The organism is Gordonia sp. (in: high G+C Gram-positive bacteria) (assembly GCF_049647785.1).
Lineage (GTDB): Bacteria > Actinomycetota > Actinomycetes > Mycobacteriales > Mycobacteriaceae > Gordonia.
In genome coordinates, this window is sequence record NZ_JBARYI010000070.1 from 1 (window position 1) to 16,454 (window position 16,454).

Consider the following 16,454-nt stretch of genomic DNA (forward strand, 5'->3'; position numbering starts at 1 on the left):
GGCAGCGGCATGTCGCCACGCAAATCAAAGCGCAGACCTGTGGCGGACGGATGACGGCAAATCGGTCCAACCGTAGGCGCATTCACTAGCGTTACCTTCGGCGTTGGCCGGAGGCCAGAGACGATTGCAACAGTGTCGAGCAGGGGAGTTCGCCACGTGAGTTATCAGCACGGTGGGCAAGGATTCAGCCAGCCAAGTTACGGCCAGCCAAGTTATGGCCAGCAGGGGTGGTGATCCTGCCAAGATCCTTGCACTCGCTGTGGCCGGGTTGAGTCTGTTGACCGTGATCCTTGGGCTTTTCCATAACGGTTTTTTCTTGCTCTGGGGTGTCGCCATCGTGATGCTCGCACTGATCAGCGTGATGACTGACAAAGTTGACACGAAGACTATCGCCGCGATTGTCTCGGCCCTCGCCGTTGGTACGGCGGTGGGGAAGGTTTACAACGTCATCTATTCAGCGGTGAAATCTGACGAACTTCTTCCTGGCCAGAACTCCACCTGGGATTACGTCTACCTGGCATTGAACGTGGTCCTCGCTGTTGTTGCGGCGCTGTGGCTTCTCGCAGAGTTCCGTCGCCCGGAGGTGGCATCGGAGTCGGTGCCGACCAGCTTTGGTGTGGATTCGGCCGCGGTGAACGTTGCTCCGACGGCCATGCCGGCAACGCCGGTGGTTGCCCCGGCGACCGATTCGATGTCGCAGAGCTACGGTCAGGCTCACGGAACCGGGCAGTGCCACGGCCAAAGCTACGGGCAGTCGGCTGCCCGAGTCGGGTGCGGCACCCACCGTCGTCACACCCCGCACGACCGCCACGCCCAGCACGACCGCCACGCCCAGCACGACCGCCACGCCCACGTCGGCCGCCGGTAACCCCGGTGGCGCGACGACGTCGTCGAACTAGCGGCTACTCGCAGGAGTCGGGGGTTGCACGCACGGCGATGACGCCCGCAGGTCGACGCGGAGTTCGGCGTCGGCTGGCGGTGTGGTGACGGTGAGGCTGACTTGGAAGCCGCGGTTGTCGCGCATCACGATGTCGCGGGGGTCGTCGTTGGGGCGGGTTGTTGGGGCGGGCTGTTCGGTGAACCCTTTGGCGGACAGACCGAGTGCGGCTGTCCGCCATTGGTCGATTTGAGTGTCGGTGGGATCGTCGTACCAGCGCATCACTCGGTAGCGCCAGGGTGGCCCTTCAGGTAGCGCCGATGGAAACGAACTCTTACAGCCGTACTGTGTCAACGTGGGCCGATCGCTCGCGTTGACCGGAACCCTGCCGTCCACCGCGTCGAGGTTGGCATTGAGGATCTGTTCCACGTCGGCTTCGGACATCGAGATCGCGTCGGGTTTGTTGTCGGTGCTGCAGCCGCTGAGTCCGATGGTCAGGACAACGGTCAGCACCGCGAACAGGTATTTGGGTGTCGGCATGGTTACCTCGATCCAGTGAGGGGAAGCGGGCCGGGTGCGAGAATAACTGGTCCCGGAGATGTGTTCTCGATCCGCGAATCGGCTGCGCGCCAAACATATTCGGTCGGGTCACCGCCGGTGATTACCTTGACCATGTTCTGGAAGGCATCCGATTGGGGATCGTTCCAGTAGCCTCCGTGACCGTCGCTGCCCCACACAAGTTCGCCGGGGTGCCCCTCGTTATTGCGCCCGTAGTAGCCGGTATCGAGTCGCGTTACGCCGGGAGTGGTGTCGGGGTCGCCGCCGTGTTGCGTCGATAGGCCTTGGAAGTATTGGATCGGGTCGCCGGGGGCCGTCATCGAATAGCGTTCGACGCCGGGGTTGGGGTTGTTCCACGGCTGGTTGTCGAGGATGCCGGTGCCTGCCGATGAGGCGTAGATGACGCGGTCGGCATTGAGGCTCTGTTCGGCGGTGCCGACGGTGGACCCGCCATACGAATGGCCGATGAAGGTGGTTTTGGCGTCTGGCGAGGTGGTGGCCAGCGTGCGGTCGAGTTCGTGGCCGAACGAAACGAGGTCCGGTGCCATCCGTTTGGCGAGGGTGGTGTCCATGGCGTCGTTGTCGGAGAGGGGGTCGACGAACGCGGTGAGGGCATTGCCGTGGGGGAATTCGCCGTCCATGTAGACGATTACGGGGCCGCGCGACTGGTTGGCGAGGTTCCACGCCGAGCGGTGGTTCGATTCGCTGCCATCGAGACTGCTGTTGGTTCCGGGGACGTACACGGCCACGTTTTTGGTGCCGGGCCCGATCGCGCCGATCACCTCAATCATGTTGCCGTGCTTGGTGTTTTCGAACGCCAGGAACGTTCGCTCCATGACGCCGTCATCACCGCCACGTCCTGGTGACAGTGGATCTTTGATTGGGGTGAGCGTTTTCTGCAGTTGGCCGATGCGATTGTTGTTGGGCGGTTCCTTGCGGAGTTCCGACGCCAGCGCTGCCCGGATGTTGACTTCGTTGGCGTCGATCCGGGCCTGGAACGGGACGCCATCCATGTTGCCGATGGCGTCGGGGTCGGCTTGCGCCACCCGGCGGAGTTGCTCCGGGGTCAGGGTGCCGAGCAGCGTCGCCCGTTGGTCGGGCGTCATTGTCGTGAGGCGTTGGACGAGCGCGTCGGGGTCATCATCCCGATGCCGACCACGTTGATGTCGGCTTGGCCTTGCACCATGGACGCGAGGTCGGACACTAGTCCGGCGAGGCGTGACCCGTAAGTTTCGTCGAGGTCGTTGACGGTCTTCAAGCCTTCATCGATGACGGCCGCGATCTGCTGGACCGCGTCCTGCTTATCCTCGTCGGGATGCGTCACGGATCCGTCGTCGTTGAGGGAAACCGTCGGCGAGGGCACCGTCCACTTCGCCGAGCACGTGGTCTTTCGCGAAGCCGAGATCGCGTGCGGCATCATCGGGTTCGTCGACGATCTGCAACAGCACGTTGCGGACTTCACGCGCGTGGTCTTGTTCTTGGGTGATCCGCTGGTCGGCGGCGTCGTGGGTTTTGCCGAACCACGAGGTGGCGCTGTCGATGGCGCGCATCGCGGAGTCGATGGCTTCGTCGAGCGAGTCGGCGTTGGTGCTGTTGGCCTTGGATGCGGCCGCTAGCGATGCGGTGTCCCAGGTACGCAGTTGGCTGATGGTGGGCCGCATCAGCGTTCCGGGATGGCACGGAAGCCGTCGGCCGCGGTGTCGTCAGTTTCGACGGCGCGCGAGTTGAAGGCGCGCAGTCCGTCGGCGAGCGTGGTGAGGCGTTTGGCGATGGAGTCGGTCGCGGCGGTGGCGGGATCTGCGACGGTGCGCATCGCCGCAAAGGTGGCGCTGCCCTCGCCCTTCGCTGCGGTGTTGGCCGAGAAGTCTAGTGCGCCAACGGTATTGCCTTGGGTTCGCCAGTTGTCGGCGATCTTGCTGACGTTGGCGGGCAGGATGCCAAACTGGGCCGAGGGTTGCAACGGTTGCCCCGGCGGCGCCGGAACTACTCCGGGTTCGGCCGCCATGGGACTGCGTGGCTTCGACGTCGGCTCCGGGGGGCCTGCCGTGGGCGTGGGCGTCGGACGGGGTGGCGGTGGCATCGCGACATCTCCAGAGATCGTGCCCGCTAGGTAAGTGCGGCCGTGTGAATACGATCATCATGTCTGATTCAAGGGTGCCGAGTGGGGCGTTGGTGTTGGCGAGTACTGCTTTCTCGATTCTGGTGGAGTTGCCACCGAGGCATATGCCACCGAGTTTGAGAATATTGCTGGTCAGCGGTTTACCCCACCGGATAAGAGAAAATGAGAAGGATGGTTCACAGATGACGAATCATTGGTCCGAGATTGTTACCGACCTGGCTTATGAGTTAAGGGATTTGGCTCAGTTGGAGTGTGGCGACGATTGGGATTCGGTTGTGGAATACTATCATCGAGGATTGGGTGTCATAAACCAAACTGATCGTGTTTTCACGTCCGAAACTGTGACTGGGCTTCTGAAGAATCTGACTCAAGCGCGGGGGATACAAAGGCGGCTTTCGAAACATATTAAGGCTGAGGCGATTAATGAGTCGTGGCACACGGTGATTATTACAGTTTGGCGTGACCCTGTTGATGTTGATGTTCGGTTCATTAATGACGCTGACGAGGCTCGGCGCCTTGACGATCTTATCTATGATCTTGACCGCTCAAAGATCAACGAAGCATTGCGGCCACCTGCCAGGGATATCGACGGTGGTTCGTTTCAGTAGCGGTTTTCTGAGTTTGGGAGGGGTTTAATTTTGTCTTTTGATGGTGAAGTTTTGGTTTTGGCTGAGCGTATTTGGTCGGGGTTGGTTGAGCGTGGTTGGGCTGCTGTGCGTGAGGTTTCGGAGGTGGGTGTTTATGAGGGTTTGACTGGTGTGGCGCCCGAGGCGGGTATGGGGGCGTTGTGGTCGGTGCTGGGTGGGGTTGATGTGGGTGGTTTGCCGATTGATTCGGAGGCGACTGCTGGTGCTCGGTGTGCGTCGATGGCCGAGCAGGCCGAGGCGTTGGGTGTGGGTGAGCCTTTTGATGAGTTGGATGGGTCCGCCGAGGGGGATGTTCGGTTGGTGTGGTGGGACCGGGGGTGGGTTCCGTTGTTTATGAGTGCCGATGATGCTTTTGCTGTCGATGGTCATCCCGGTGCGGGTGGGCGTGCAGGTCAGGTGATTTATTGCGACCTTGATTACGGGTGCGGGCGGGAGGCGTTGTGGCCCTCGCTTGTTGATTTTTTGAACGACATGCTTGCGGTGGTTTCCTCTGATGGTTTTGTGGTTGAGGGTGATTCGGGGATCGGTTGGTTGGCTGATGATGCGGGGCAGGATCAGTGGATGTTGCGAATTTTGCTTGATGTCGGTTTTGCTCGGCGTGATGGTCGGCCGGTGCCGTATCCGGCGTTGCGGTGATTGCGATGTCCGGTTCTCAGGTGGAGTTGGTTGAGGTGATGGCGTGACGAGCGTTGACGGGTTCGATATTTCTGCGCGGTCTTGGTGGGTCACTGATGACTACATGCTGTGGAACGGGGAGTGGTACCGGTTCAATCAGCGTGGTGATGATTTGTGGGTGTACTCGTCGAATCTGTTGCCGTTGCCGGAGGGATTCGCGGAGATGACGACGCGGCCGTTGCAGACGAATGGTTTTGTGAAGACCTCGGCGGCGCAGGTGGGGCCGGTGGTGCGGGTTCAGACGTTGGTGTTGTGGAAGAACGTGCTGTGGGATGTGCTGGGTGTTCGTGGTGATGGGGAGGCGGTGTTGTTGTCTCGGTTGACGGGGTTGCCCGATGACTATGTTGATGGCCGGCCGTATCCTCCTGAGCTGCTGTTTCGTGGGTGGCCGGGGGTGGTGTTTGAAGATCGAGATCTGATTTCGGTGTGGGTGCGGCCCGCTGAGTTGGCGGGGGTGCGGGTGGATGTGACGCCGGTGGAGTTGCCGCGGGTGCTGCGTGATGAGCGCCTGTCGTGGTGGCGTGAGTCGTTGGTGCGTTCGCCTTTTGTGTCGGGGGAGGATGCGGTGGTGTTGGTGCGGGAGTTTGTGGCTCGGACCGAGATTGTGGTGGGGGAGTATCCGATGGAGGATTTGGTGGCGTCGCGATTGCGTGATGGTTGGCGGGTGTGGGCGCAGCCTCCGCAAGTGCGCGACGTTGCTGATCTGAGGTTGGGTTGGGCGGTGTTCTATGTCGCTGATGATGGGGTGGTTGTTCGGTCGTCGACGTCGGTGTCGTTTGAGGAGTCGGAGCGGGGTTTGTCGAATGAGCTTTTGGCTCGGTTGATGGCTGCACCGCGGATCGCCTCGTCGGGGCCGGTGAGCGTTGGTGTTGGGCCGGAGCTGATGGGGTAAGGCTTTTGGCTTGCCCGGTGCGATTGGGCGGAACAGTTCGGGAAAGGTTGGCGCAGCTTATGAGTGATGCGACTTCTTTCCTGTGCCTGCAGGCACGACCGGGCATCGATGGTTCTGGTCCGGAACAGGCGGGTGCCTCGATCGTTGTGGGCTCCGGGGGCCGCAATTGGTTTAGCTGACCGCTGACCCGTAGATGAATTTCAATCACAATGGTGGCCCCGGCGCCCTGCGGTTCGGCTGGGCGGTGTTTTACGTCGCCGACGACGGTGTCGTCATCCGATCTTCGACTCAGGAATCGGTGACCGATGCGGGACGGAAACTGTCGAACGGATTACTTCAGCGGCTACTGGTGGGACGGCAGATCGCGTCGACCGGACCCGGCAGTCGTGGCTTTGCGCCGACCGTCCTGAGCCCGCAGACCCAAGGCTAAGTGGCGGACTAGCCGACTACGAGCGAAGCGTGCTGACACCGAGTACCGCGACTGAGCCAACCAGCACCAGTCCGGCGATGGTGAACCCGATGCCAGAACGGCGATTGCTGTCGCGCTGCTCGGCGTAAGTGCGCACACGAGTCTCTCGCCCAGCACGTCCGGATCGCACCGACGTGACGCAGTTGTTGCTTTGGGACATGGCGTTCCCGTTACAGAGGGCCTGCGAACTGGTCAGGTTGTTGACGCCTGCGCCCAGCATGAAAAGCCCGGCGATTAGGGCGATGCCCAGCATGACGAACGTGAGAAACGATTTTTTCATTAGTGGGCCATCGTATACATCGCACGATCACGGCCCGTTGCCGCCGTCAGTGACGATCGGGGCCTACTTGAACGCTGCAGAAGCGGTCGGGTTGCACTTGGTGGATCCAGGCCGTCCAGATGATCCGGTGCATGCCGACGCTTCACCAGCAGTGGGTCGCGTTCGCGCCGCCAAATCGGCGACAGCCAGGGGTTTTGTTACTTTCCGGGACCGTCGGACGGCTCCTCATCCGCTTCGTCTTCCTCGACGCGTTCGGTGACTTCGAGCTGGAAGTCGTCCCACTCGTCTTGCTGAGCGCCCAGGATGACGGCCGATTCGAGCATTTCGCCACCCTTCACCTCGCGGAGAATCATCGGGTCGCTCCGCAGATCCTTCACGAGTGCGACACACATCAGCACCAGGGCGACGGCAAAGGGGAGCGCCGAAATAAACGTGAGGTTCTGAATGCCGGATAAGGCATCCTCGCCGCCAATCACCAGCAGAACAGCGGCGACCGCGCCCGTGGCGGCACCCCAGAAGACCACTACCCAGCGGCGCGGGAACAGGCTGCCGCGCTGCGACAACGTGCCCATCACGATCGACGCCGCATCCGCCCCTGACACGAAGAAGATCGCGACGAGGATCATCACCAGGACCGACGTAATTCCAGTCCAGGGCAGTTCCTTGAGGACGTTGAACGTGATCTCTTCGGTGGTGCCCTTACCTAACGGGGAGTGGCCCTTCTTTTGATCGGCGATCGCGGTACCGCCGAACGTAGTGAACCAGAACAAACTGACCACGCTCGGTACCAGGATGACACCGGCGACGAACTGTCGAATCGTGCGGCCGCGGCTGATCCGAGCCAGGAACATGCCGACGAACGGCGTCCACGAGATCCACCATGCCCAGTAGAAGATGGTCTGCGTCGACAGGTACTCCTGCATGGCGTCGCCGCCCGTGGCACCGGACTGCGAGATCATGCCGGGAAGGTCGTTGAGGTAACTACCGATTGTCGTCGGCAACAGATCAAGGATGAACACCGTCGGCCCGGCGACAAACAGGAACACGGCCAGCAGCAGCGCCAACACCATGTTGATGTTCGACAGCCACTGAATGCCCTTCGCCAGTCCCGACACTGCGGACAAGATGAAGCAGCAGGTCAGAATGGCGATGATCACCACTAGAACACTGGTGCCCACGTTTTCGATCCAGCCGCCCGATTCCAAACCCTTCCGGATTTGCAATGCACCCAAACCGAGCGACGCCGCGGACCCGAACAGGGTCGCGAAGAGGGCTAGCCCGTCAATCACCTTGCCAGCAGGGCCTTGAGTGCCGCGTTCGCCGAACAGTGGGACAAATACCGAGCTAATCAACTGCGGCCGACCGCGTCGGAACACGCTGTACCCAAGCGCGAGGCCCAGCACCGCGTAGATGGACCACGGATGCAATCCCCAATGGAACATGGACGTCGCCATCGCGGTGCGGATGGCGTCATCGGACCTGGCTAGCGCGGTCCCGGGTGGCGGATCCATGAAGAGCATCAAAGGCTCGGCCATGCCGAAAAAGATTAAGCCGATGCCCATGCCGGCGCTGAACATCATCGCGATCCACGAAATTGTCTTAAACTCGGGCTTCTCGCCGTCGGCGCCGAGCGGAATTTTCCCGTACTTGCTGAACGCCAGCCACAGGGCAAACACCACGAGTGCCGTGGACGTCATGATGAATACCCACCCGAAGTTGACCAGAAGCCAATCGAGGATTGTTTGCGCGGTGGAGGCCAGCGTGTCCGACGAGGCAAAGCCCCAGATCACGAAGCCGACACATATGGCGGCGACAACGCCGAAAAAAATCCAATCGGTTCTCGGCGGTCCCTCCTCCGGGGTGGCACCGCCCTTCGACGTGAGGTGCAGAACCTCGTGATTCTCCCCATTTGAGTTATCTACAGTCACAGTCGTGCTCTCCCCTTATCGACGTGACGGAGTCGATCACGGAGGGGCCTCATAATGACGGCCGGTCGACTCCGATCAAGCGGCCTCAACGTATCAAAACGTCCGACCGCAAGCCCGCCGCCCAAATTGGGCTTGGTTGCATAGGCCTCCTTAGTGTCCTACCGTGCGTTGAGTCACACATCCAACTGCAGGAAGACCGCGACCCGTGCCTGATTTGTCTCAAGTGCAACTGCTCACCGAACTCGAACCCGCTGCAGAAAAGGAACTGAACCGGCATTTGTCGTTGGCGCGGGACTGGCATCCGCACGACTACGTGCCGTGGGATCAGGGCCGCAACTTTGCTGCCATGGGCGGCGAGGATTGGGATCCCGAGCAGTCGCAGCTGAGCCCGGTCGCCAAGGCCGCGATGACGTTGAACCTGCTGACGGAGGACAACCTGCCGTCGTACCACCGCGAAATCACTCAGTACTTTTCCCCTGACGGCGCGTGGGGCACCTGGGTGGGCCGCTGGACCGCCGAAGAGAATCGGCACGCCATCGTCATGCGCGACTACCTGACGGTGACCCGCGGCGTTGACCCCGTCGCCCTCGAGAATGACCGCATGGTCAATATGACGAAGGGCGCGCACTCCGACGACCTCAACGGACTGATGCGCGGTGTTGCCTACGTTGCTGTTCAGGAGCTCGGCACCCGCGTGAGCCACCGCAATACCGGTAAGGCGTGCAATGATCCGATCGCTGACCGGATGTTGCAGCGCATCGCGGCCGACGAAAATCTGCACATGGTGTTCTACCGAAACATCTGCGCCGCCGCGCTCGACCTCGCCCCCGACCAGGCAATGGAGGCCATTGCCAGCGTCGTCATGACTTTCGAGATGCCCGGAATCGGCATGCCGAACTTCCGCAAGATGAGCCTGATGATGGCCAAGCACGGGATTTACGACATCCGTCAGCACCTCGACGACGTCGTCTGGCCGATCATGCGGAAGTGGAACATCTTCGAGCGCAACGACTTCGGCGGTCGCGGCGAGAAGGCCCGCGAAGAGTTGGCCGCGTGGTTGGAGAAGACCGAGGTCGATGCCAAACGCTTTGAAGAGCAGCGCGACCGGTTCCTCGCTCGCGAAGCTGCCAAGAAAGAAAAAGTCGGGGTCTAAGCGAACGTTCGTATTTGAATCCCCGATTTGGGGGTTAACTGACCGCAAAACGCGATTTTGGCCAAATCGGGGATTCAAATACGAAGAGTCAGTACGCGGTGAATGCCATCGCGCCGCCGCTCTTCGGGGGAGCAGTCGCGGTTCCGGGGCCCAGGAAGTCGCGACCGATCCACACCGTCGGCGTCAACTGCCGGTACTCGTGGGTGCTGACGGAGATACCAGCGAAGTCGCGGACGAAGTCGGCAGTCCAGACCGGTTCCCGATCGGCAAACGAGCGCGGTGCGTAATGCACGGGAGCCCCGGCATCCAACCCTGTGATGTATTCCTTGTGCACCCACGGCTGGCCTTGCGGTCCCGTCGTAAAGTGCAGGGCATCACCGAGTTTGCTTTGCATGGTGACGAAGTTCTTCGCCGAGGCGTAGTCCTTGAGTCCGGTCGCAGACTGCTGGACGGGTAGCAAGTACAGGCGATACTTTCCGGCTGGTGGCCGTTGGCCTGCATCGGCGGCCTTGAACAGTTCGACGATCTGTGAACTGCTGCATTCGTCCATCAGGCTGTGGATGGTGGTTTGTGCGCTGCGCTCGTCGACCGCACAGTTTCCGCCGGGGGTAGCGGGTTGCGCGTCGGCCGATCCGGCAAGGGCAGTGCCTGCAAGAAGGGCCGTTGCTGCTGTGGCGGCGGCCGTCGTACGAATCCTGGTGGAGTTCTTCAACGGGAGAATTCCTTTGATCGATCGATGCGCCAGCAGGCCCGACTCGGCCGATCGTGGCTGCAACGAGGGGTTTGTCGTCCGAACGTACGGCACGATAACGGTAGGTGGCGGCTGGCACCTAGCCGCTGGTCCGGGCGCGCTCAGATTTGACGGCACTCAGTGATGTCGCCAACGACGATCCCGCTACTGTGAAAGCGCACGCACGACCGTCCCGGCGAGCGAGCAGACACGTCCGTCGCAGTAGGAAGGTCCGAATATGGAGAGATTGAGCGGACTCGACGCGTCGTTTCTGTACCTGGAGACGCCGTCACAGGTGATGAGCGTGGCGGCCATCGTTGTCATCGACCCGTCGACGATTCCCGGGGGCTACACCTTCGAGGGTCTGCGCCGCGAGATGGGACGACGCGTGAGCGGGCTCCCGGTATTGCGTCGCAAACTTGCGGACTCGATGACCAACGTCGACCATCCGGTGTGGGTGGAAGACGAAGGGTTCGACATTGAACGTCACGTCCACCGCATCGCAATCCCCGAGCCCGGCACCATTGACGAGATGGCCCAAACCTGCGGCCACCTCGTCGGGCAAGTCCTTGACCGGAAGAAGCCGTTGTGGGACCTGTGGGTTCTGGAAGGCATGGCCGACGGCAACTTGGTGCTGGTTCTGCGGATTCATCACGCGTGCGTCGACGGCGCGACCGTAGCCGAAATCCTCGACGAACTCGCCACGGCATCGCCGGAGGCACCCACCCTTGACGCCATGCGGGTGGCTGAAACTGCCGGTGGCGCTTCGCGTTCGGACATTGCGGTGGCTGGCGCGTTCAACTACTTCCTGCAACGGCCGATCGCCGCTCTGAAGCTGATCCCCAAAACTCTTCCGGTGCCGTTCGACTGGATCAAACGCGCCCGCGGCGGCGACGGTATGCCCGCCCCGTTCGTTGCCCCCCGCACGCCGTTCAATGCTCCGTTGACGACCCGTCGCAGTCTCGCGTTCGCGAACATGCCGCTCGACGACCTTAAACGCATCAAGAATCACTTCGACGTGAAGCTCAACGATGTTGTCCTCGCCATGGCTGGCGGCGCCCTGCGTGCCTACCTGGAAGAGCGCGGCGAGCTTCCCGACGCCCCGCTTGTTGGCATGATTCCGGTATCGGTGCGCAGCGCGGAAGAGAACGACCTCATCGAGGCTGGCACCAACAAGGTGTCGGGCATGTTCACGCGCCTGGCCACCACCAGCGCTGACCCCGTCGAACGCATCCGGTTGGCTGGCGAATACGCCAACCAGTCGAAGGATCATCACCAGGGGATCGACGCGAACATTTTGCGCGCCTACGCCGAGTTCGCGCCCGGCCAGGCCCTCGGGTCGTTAATGCGGATGTACACCGACCGCCAGATGTCGGGGATGCACCCGCCAGTGTTTAACGCGATCATTTCCAACGTCGCTGGCCCCAACCGCCCGATGTACGTGCTTGGGGGACGCGTCACGGCCGTGTACCCGATGGGGCCGATTTTCCACGGACTAGGACTCAACATCACAGTCATATCCGTCGATGGAATGCTCAACGTCGGACTGCTCTCGTGCCCGGACCTCGTCAGCGACCTGTGGGACTTGGTCAACGGGTTCCAAACCCAACTCGATGAGTTGCTGGCAGTCGTCGCCGCCGACCTCGAAAAGCAGGACGACGAGGTAACCGGCGAGTAGTCGGCGATTCTCGCGCCCCTGAGCGGTCTGTGCGGGTAGCTTCCAAATCAGGACTGCCGGGGGCGAACGCGTACCGCTGCGGAAGCCACACCGGCCCACCGAACACGGAGGCCCACATGGAATTCGACGACGTCATCCGGACCACGTTCGCGGCCCGCGAGTTCACCGGCGACCCGGTTCCTGACGAGATGCTGTGGCAGATCCTCGATACCGCGAGATTTGCACCCAGTGGTGGCAATCGCCAGGGCGCGCACGTAATTGTGGTGCGCGACCCGAAAGTGAAAGACCAGATCGCCGAATTGAGCAAGCCCGCAGCCCGCCGTTACCTGGCGCAGAAACGGGCTGGGGAGGTGCCCTGGAACACGGTAAGTAAGACCTCCGTGACCGAAGCAGATCTTGCCTCGACGCCCGGCGTTGACGCGTTCGTCGCCCCGTTGCGCGCAGCACCGCTGCTGCTGGTGGTGGCTGTCGACCTGTCGCTGGTCGCGGCCATGGATTCCGAACTTGACCGCGTCGGCATCGTCGGAGGTGCCTCAGTGTATCCGCTGGTCTGGAACATTTTGACGTCGGCGCGGGCAGCAGGTTTGGGCGGCACCATCACGACCGTCGCCGCCGCCCAAGAACCCGCGATGCAAAAACTCCTCGGCATGCCCGCAACCTTCGCCGTCGCCGCAGTCCTGCCCATCGGACGGCCCGTCAAACAACTCACGAAACTACGCCGCGAAGGCGTCCATGAATTCGTCACCCTCGAACGCTTCGACGGCGAACCGCTGGGCGGGGTGCTGGAAGGTGAATCGGGGGAGTAGGTCAGCACCGTATCGCTACTCCGAATTCAGCTCCCGCAGCCACGCCGAGGCGGAGGCGTCGGACGGGGAACGCCAGTCGCCGCGGGGCGAGAGGGAACCGCCGGAACCGATCTTCGGACCGTTTGGCATCGCCGTCCGCTTGAACTGGTTCGCCATGAACCGCTTCAAGAAAGTCGTCAGCCACTTGTTGATGGTGGCGTCGTCGTACTCGTTGCGTTCGGACTCGGGCATCATCTCCGACCACTCGCCGTGCTCACGGCTGCCCCACGCCTGCTGCGCCAAGTACTCAATCTTGCTGGGGCGATAGCCGAAACGAGTGAGGTAGTAGAGGAAGAAGTCGTGGAGCTCGTACGGGCCGACGGCATCTTCGGTGCTCTGCACCTGGCCGTCTTCACCAGCGGGAACCAACTCCGGCGAGATCACGTCGTCCAGGATCTCCTGCAGCATCTCGATGGTTTCCGGCAGGTAGTGCGCCGAGTGAATCTTCCAGCGGATCAGGTGTTGGATCAGGGTCTTGGGGACGCTGCCGTTGACGTTGTAGTGCGACATCTGGTCGCCGACGCCGTACGTGCACCAACCCAACGCCAGCTCGGACAAGTCTCCGGTCCCCAAGACAATGCCGCCGAGATGGTTCGCCAAGCGGAACAAATGTGACGTCCGCTGGCCGGCCTGAACATTCTCGAAGGTGACGTCGTAGACGGGCTCGCCAGCGGCAAATGGGTGCCCCAAATCGGTGAGCATCTGCATGCACGCCGGTCGAATATCGAGCTCGTTGCCCGACACCCCCAACGAATCCATCAGCACGTGACTGCGGGCCAACGTGGCCCCGCCAGTCGCGAATCCCGGCATCGTGTAGGCGTGGATGTTAGTGCGCGGCAAGCCCATCGCGTCGAGCGCTTGAACCGCGACGAGCAACGCGAGGGTGGAATCGAGGCCGCCGGAAACACCGATCACAATCTTGTTGATGCCCGTCGAACGCAAACGCTGGACCAGCCCCTGTGCCTGAATGGCGAGGACCTCGCGGCACCGCTCATCACGGTCGGCGGCACCGGTCGGGACGAAGGGGAAACGCGGGACGGCACGCCGCAGCGTCGTGTCCGATTCCGGAACCCCGAGCGTGAATGTGACTCGGCGTAGCGCGCGGGCCTGGTCGGCGAAGTCACCAACCTGGTCGCGCAAGCTGATCATGCGGGCGCGCTCCTGGCGGATACGGTCGAGGTCGACGTCGCTCACGATCAATTGCGGTTCCATCAAGAACGGCTCCGACCGCGCCAGGAGGCTGCCGTTCTCGGCGATGAGGGCGTCGCCGTCCCAAGCGAGGTCGGTCGTCGACTCGCCAAAGCCCGCCGACACGTAGACCTGCGCGGCAATGCAGCGAGCCGAATGGCCCGTCACCAACGACCGCCGGTACTGCTGTTTCCCGACGGTGACAGGGCTGCCGGACAGGTTCAGCAGGACGGTCGCGCCAGCGAGCGCCGCCCAGGTACTCGGCGGAATCGCCACCCAACCGTCCTCGCACACCTCCGCGTGAATCCGCAGGCCAGGAAGATCCTCGGCCTCGAAGATTAAGTCGTTGCCGAACGGAACACGCTGCCCGGCAACGGTAATGGTGTCGCGAACCGTGTCGCGGGCGGCCGCAAAGTAGCGCTGCTCGTAAAACTCGCGGTAGTTCGGCAAGTACGACTTCGGTGCCACGCCCAACACCTGACCGCCGTGAATCAGAATCGCGCAGTTAAACAGCGAGTCGTCGACCCGCAACGGCGCACCCACCACAACCACGGGCGCCAAATTCTCCGTCGCCGCAATCACCGCAGCCAACCCCGCATCGACCTCGTCGAGCAGCGCATCCTGCTGCACCAAATCGTCGACGCTGTAGCCGCACAACCCCAACTCGGGGAACGCGACCAACGCCACCGACTCCTCGTGAGCGCGATGAATTAACTCGATGGTGCGCGAAGCATTCTGGCGCGGGTCGGCAAGAGCGACCTGAGGGACGGCGGCAGCGAGGCGGACGAATCCGTGTGAATAGGGCGACACGCATTCAGGCTAATCGCTAACGGCATGCCACGATGGAAGGTGTGGCGGCCCCGTCGCCCGTAGTCCGTGGATTCTTCACACGTTTGGATTCTGGAAAAGGTCAGGTGTTCTACGCATGTCCAGGTTGTTCGCGCGCTCGTCGTTCGTCATGGCGCTGGTCGCTACCGTCGCATTGCTCGCGGGGGCCTTCGCCGGCACCGCGGCCGCTCACTCCGCACTGATCGGGTCCAACCCCGACAACGGCGCCAAGGTCGCCGTCGCACCCGCCGAGGTCGTGCTGACATTCAACGAAGACCTCAAGACCGAATACGCAGTCCTCAAGGTCGTCGGACCCGACAACCACTTCTGGCAGCAGGGTGAACCCACCGTTCAGGGCGCCCAAATGTCTGTCGCGCTCAACGGTCTCGGGCCGGTCGGCGAATACAAAATCAACTACCGCGTGACGTCTGCCGATGGTCATCCCATCGAAGGCCAGCGGACCTTTGAACTCACCGCCGCGGGCAATGGCACGCCCGGTGCGCAGGCCGACGACTGGCAGCCGGAAACCGATCACGGCGTCCAAGCCTGGCCGTTCATCATCGGTGGCGTCGTCGCAATCCTGCTGATTGCAGGCGTTCTCGCGATGCTGCTGTCGAAGCGTCGCCGCTGAGCAAAGGCATGACCGGGAGCGATGTGACGTCGTTGCGCGGTGGGATCATCGCGGCCGGTCTGGCACTGGCTGTCGTAGGGGTTGGTTTCTGCCAGATCCTCGCCCGGCCCGAAGCGTCGTCGTGGGCCGGAGCCGTCGCATTGACGGCGCTATGTCTGCTGGTCGGACTGGGGACGCTGCCGCAGCTAGGCGGCACCCCGACCGTTCCGGCGATCGTCACGGCCGCCGGCGTGTGGGGCGTCGCCAGCGTGATCGGCGGTTGGCTCCAAGTGGCCGATCGTGCCGGGATTTCCCCGTTCGACGTCGGGCTGTCCGACATTTCGACCAGCGTCGAAATGGGACTGCCCGTGCTGGTCGGGGCACTCGGTTCCCTTACTGTGCTCGCCTGGTGCGCTTTCGCATTGCGGGGTGATCCGCCGATTGGGATCGTCGCGATGGTCGCAGCACTCGGCATCCTCGTGGTGTCGGTGACCGGGCACGGCGGCCACTCAGCTTGGGTGCCCGTGGTTCTCGGCGTCCATGCGCTGAGTGCCGCCTGGTGGGCGGGAACCCTCGCCGCGTTGATCGTGACCGTACGCGGCAAAGGCGGTTGGGCGCGGATCCTCCCCGAATTCTCTTCTCGCGCATTGCCAGTGGTCGCCGCGTTGACCGTGACCGGCGTGATCGCGGCGGTCGTGCAACTCGGAATCGGCTCCCAACTGTGGGACACCGGGTACGGGCGGACGGTCGTTGCGAAAACACTGCTGCTCGCGGTCACGTTGGGCCTCGCGTGGTGGCACCGGAGGTCGTGGGTGCCGCGCGCACGCCGCCACGGCGTCACCGAACGCGAATCGATCATTCGCGCAGGCAGCGAACTGCTGATTCTGGCGGTCGTGCTCGGGCTTGCGGCCGGTTTAGCGACTACCGGTGTCACCTAGTTTCGATTTGCGTGGCGACATGCCGCACAGAGCGGCATG

At 62.4% G+C, this 16,454-nt stretch carries 19 protein-coding genes; 10 read left to right on the forward strand and 9 right to left on the reverse strand.

All coding sequences use genetic code 11. The annotated features are described in order from the left end of the window. Positions 1 to 172: 172 nt before the first annotated feature. Positions 173 to 868 (forward strand): hypothetical protein, encoded by a 696-nt coding sequence (locus WBA38_RS10845; RefSeq protein ID WP_424322685.1) that lies wholly within the window; start codon positions 173 to 175, stop codon positions 866 to 868. Between the two features lie 27 nt (positions 869 to 895). Here the strand turns inward: WBA38_RS10845 and WBA38_RS10850 are convergent, their stop codons facing one another. From WBA38_RS10850 to WBA38_RS10870, 5 genes are read right to left on the reverse strand one after another with little or no spacing between them, the layout of a single operon-like run. Beyond that, positions 896 to 1,417, reverse strand: coding sequence for a hypothetical protein (locus tag WBA38_RS10850; protein WP_424296068.1), 522 nt, complete (start codon positions 1,415 to 1,417; stop codon positions 896 to 898). A gap of 2 nt (positions 1,418 to 1,419) precedes the next feature. Further along, on the reverse strand, positions 1,420 to 2,541 hold the full coding sequence (locus WBA38_RS10855; protein ID WP_424322686.1) for an alpha/beta hydrolase: 1,122 nt from the start codon (positions 2,539 to 2,541) through the stop codon (positions 1,420 to 1,422). Next, positions 2,538 to 2,759 (reverse strand): hypothetical protein, encoded by a 222-nt coding sequence (locus WBA38_RS10860; protein ID WP_424322687.1) that lies wholly within the window; start codon positions 2,757 to 2,759, stop codon positions 2,538 to 2,540. The genes WBA38_RS10855 and WBA38_RS10860 overlap by 4 nt, the downstream gene beginning before the upstream one ends. Further along, entirely contained in the window at positions 2,737 to 3,096 is a 360-nt protein-coding gene (locus WBA38_RS10865; RefSeq protein WP_424322688.1) for a hypothetical protein, read from the reverse strand. The genes WBA38_RS10860 and WBA38_RS10865 overlap by 23 nt, the downstream gene beginning before the upstream one ends. Continuing rightward, entirely contained in the window at positions 3,096 to 3,515 is a 420-nt protein-coding gene (locus WBA38_RS10870) for a hypothetical protein (RefSeq protein WP_424322689.1), read from the reverse strand. Before WBA38_RS10870 ends, WBA38_RS10865 begins: the two co-directional genes overlap by 1 nt. A gap of 44 nt (positions 3,516 to 3,559) precedes the next feature. On the opposite strand from WBA38_RS10870, the gene WBA38_RS10875 reads away from it, so the two are divergent. The 4 genes from WBA38_RS10875 (at position 3,560) to WBA38_RS10890 (ending at position 6,198) form a co-directional block, all read left to right on the forward strand. After that, positions 3,560 to 4,162: a hypothetical protein gene (locus WBA38_RS10875; RefSeq protein ID WP_424322690.1), complete on the forward strand. Its 603-nt coding sequence runs from the start codon at positions 3,560 to 3,562 to the stop codon at positions 4,160 to 4,162. 258 nt (positions 4,163 to 4,420) lie between these two features. Continuing rightward, positions 4,421 to 4,837 (forward strand): hypothetical protein, encoded by a 417-nt coding sequence (locus WBA38_RS10880; RefSeq protein WP_424322691.1) that lies wholly within the window; start codon positions 4,421 to 4,423, stop codon positions 4,835 to 4,837. A 43-nt stretch (positions 4,838 to 4,880) separates the two neighbouring features. Further along, on the forward strand, positions 4,881 to 5,768 hold the full coding sequence (locus WBA38_RS10885; protein ID WP_424322692.1) for a hypothetical protein: 888 nt from the start codon (positions 4,881 to 4,883) through the stop codon (positions 5,766 to 5,768). 193 nt (positions 5,769 to 5,961) lie between these two features. Further along, complete coding sequence (locus WBA38_RS10890) at positions 5,962 to 6,198, forward strand: hypothetical protein (RefSeq protein ID WP_424322693.1); 237 nt, start codon at positions 5,962 to 5,964, stop codon at positions 6,196 to 6,198. 16 nt (positions 6,199 to 6,214) lie between these two features. On the opposite strand, the gene WBA38_RS10895 is transcribed toward WBA38_RS10890, so the two are convergent. Next, positions 6,215 to 6,517 carry a hypothetical protein gene (locus tag WBA38_RS10895; protein WP_424322694.1) on the reverse strand — a complete coding sequence of 101 codons (303 nt, stop codon included), beginning with the start codon at positions 6,515 to 6,517 and terminating at the stop codon, positions 6,215 to 6,217. Positions 6,518 to 6,714: 197 nt separating this feature from the next. Next, the gene (locus tag WBA38_RS10900; RefSeq protein WP_424322698.1) at positions 6,715 to 8,406 is read right to left on the reverse strand and encodes a BCCT family transporter; all 1,692 of its coding nucleotides are present in this window, start codon (positions 8,404 to 8,406) and stop codon (positions 6,715 to 6,717) included. Between the two features lie 244 nt (positions 8,407 to 8,650). On the opposite strand from WBA38_RS10900, the gene WBA38_RS10905 reads away from it, so the two are divergent. Then, positions 8,651 to 9,598, forward strand: a complete 948-nt coding sequence (locus WBA38_RS10905) for an acyl-ACP desaturase (RefSeq protein ID WP_424322695.1) — start codon at positions 8,651 to 8,653, stop codon at positions 9,596 to 9,598. A gap of 88 nt (positions 9,599 to 9,686) precedes the next feature. On the opposite strand, the gene WBA38_RS10910 is transcribed toward WBA38_RS10905, so the two are convergent. Further along, on the reverse strand, positions 9,687 to 10,403 hold the full coding sequence (locus tag WBA38_RS10910; protein ID WP_424296087.1) for a hypothetical protein: 717 nt from the start codon (positions 10,401 to 10,403) through the stop codon (positions 9,687 to 9,689). 163 nt (positions 10,404 to 10,566) lie between these two features. Here WBA38_RS10910 and WBA38_RS10915 point away from each other — a divergent pair, with 163 nt between their 5' ends. Continuing rightward, positions 10,567 to 12,006, forward strand: a complete 1,440-nt coding sequence (locus tag WBA38_RS10915) for a WS/DGAT/MGAT family O-acyltransferase (RefSeq protein ID WP_424296089.1) — start codon at positions 10,567 to 10,569, stop codon at positions 12,004 to 12,006. 116 nt (positions 12,007 to 12,122) lie between these two features. Then, entirely contained in the window at positions 12,123 to 12,812 is a 690-nt protein-coding gene (locus tag WBA38_RS10920; RefSeq protein WP_424296091.1) for a nitroreductase family protein, read from the forward strand. 15 nt (positions 12,813 to 12,827) lie between these two features. On the opposite strand, the gene WBA38_RS10925 is transcribed toward WBA38_RS10920, so the two are convergent. Then, on the reverse strand, positions 12,828 to 14,849 hold the full coding sequence (locus WBA38_RS10925; RefSeq protein WP_424322696.1) for an NAD(+) synthase: 2,022 nt from the start codon (positions 14,847 to 14,849) through the stop codon (positions 12,828 to 12,830). Between the two features lie 115 nt (positions 14,850 to 14,964). Between WBA38_RS10925 and WBA38_RS10930 the strand changes: the two genes are divergently transcribed. Then, complete coding sequence (locus WBA38_RS10930) at positions 14,965 to 15,498, forward strand: copper resistance CopC family protein (RefSeq protein ID WP_424296095.1); 534 nt, start codon at positions 14,965 to 14,967, stop codon at positions 15,496 to 15,498. A gap of 8 nt (positions 15,499 to 15,506) precedes the next feature. Beyond that, entirely contained in the window at positions 15,507 to 16,415 is a 909-nt protein-coding gene (locus WBA38_RS10935; protein ID WP_424322697.1) for a copper resistance D family protein, read from the forward strand. Positions 16,416 to 16,454: the final 39 nt, after the last annotated feature.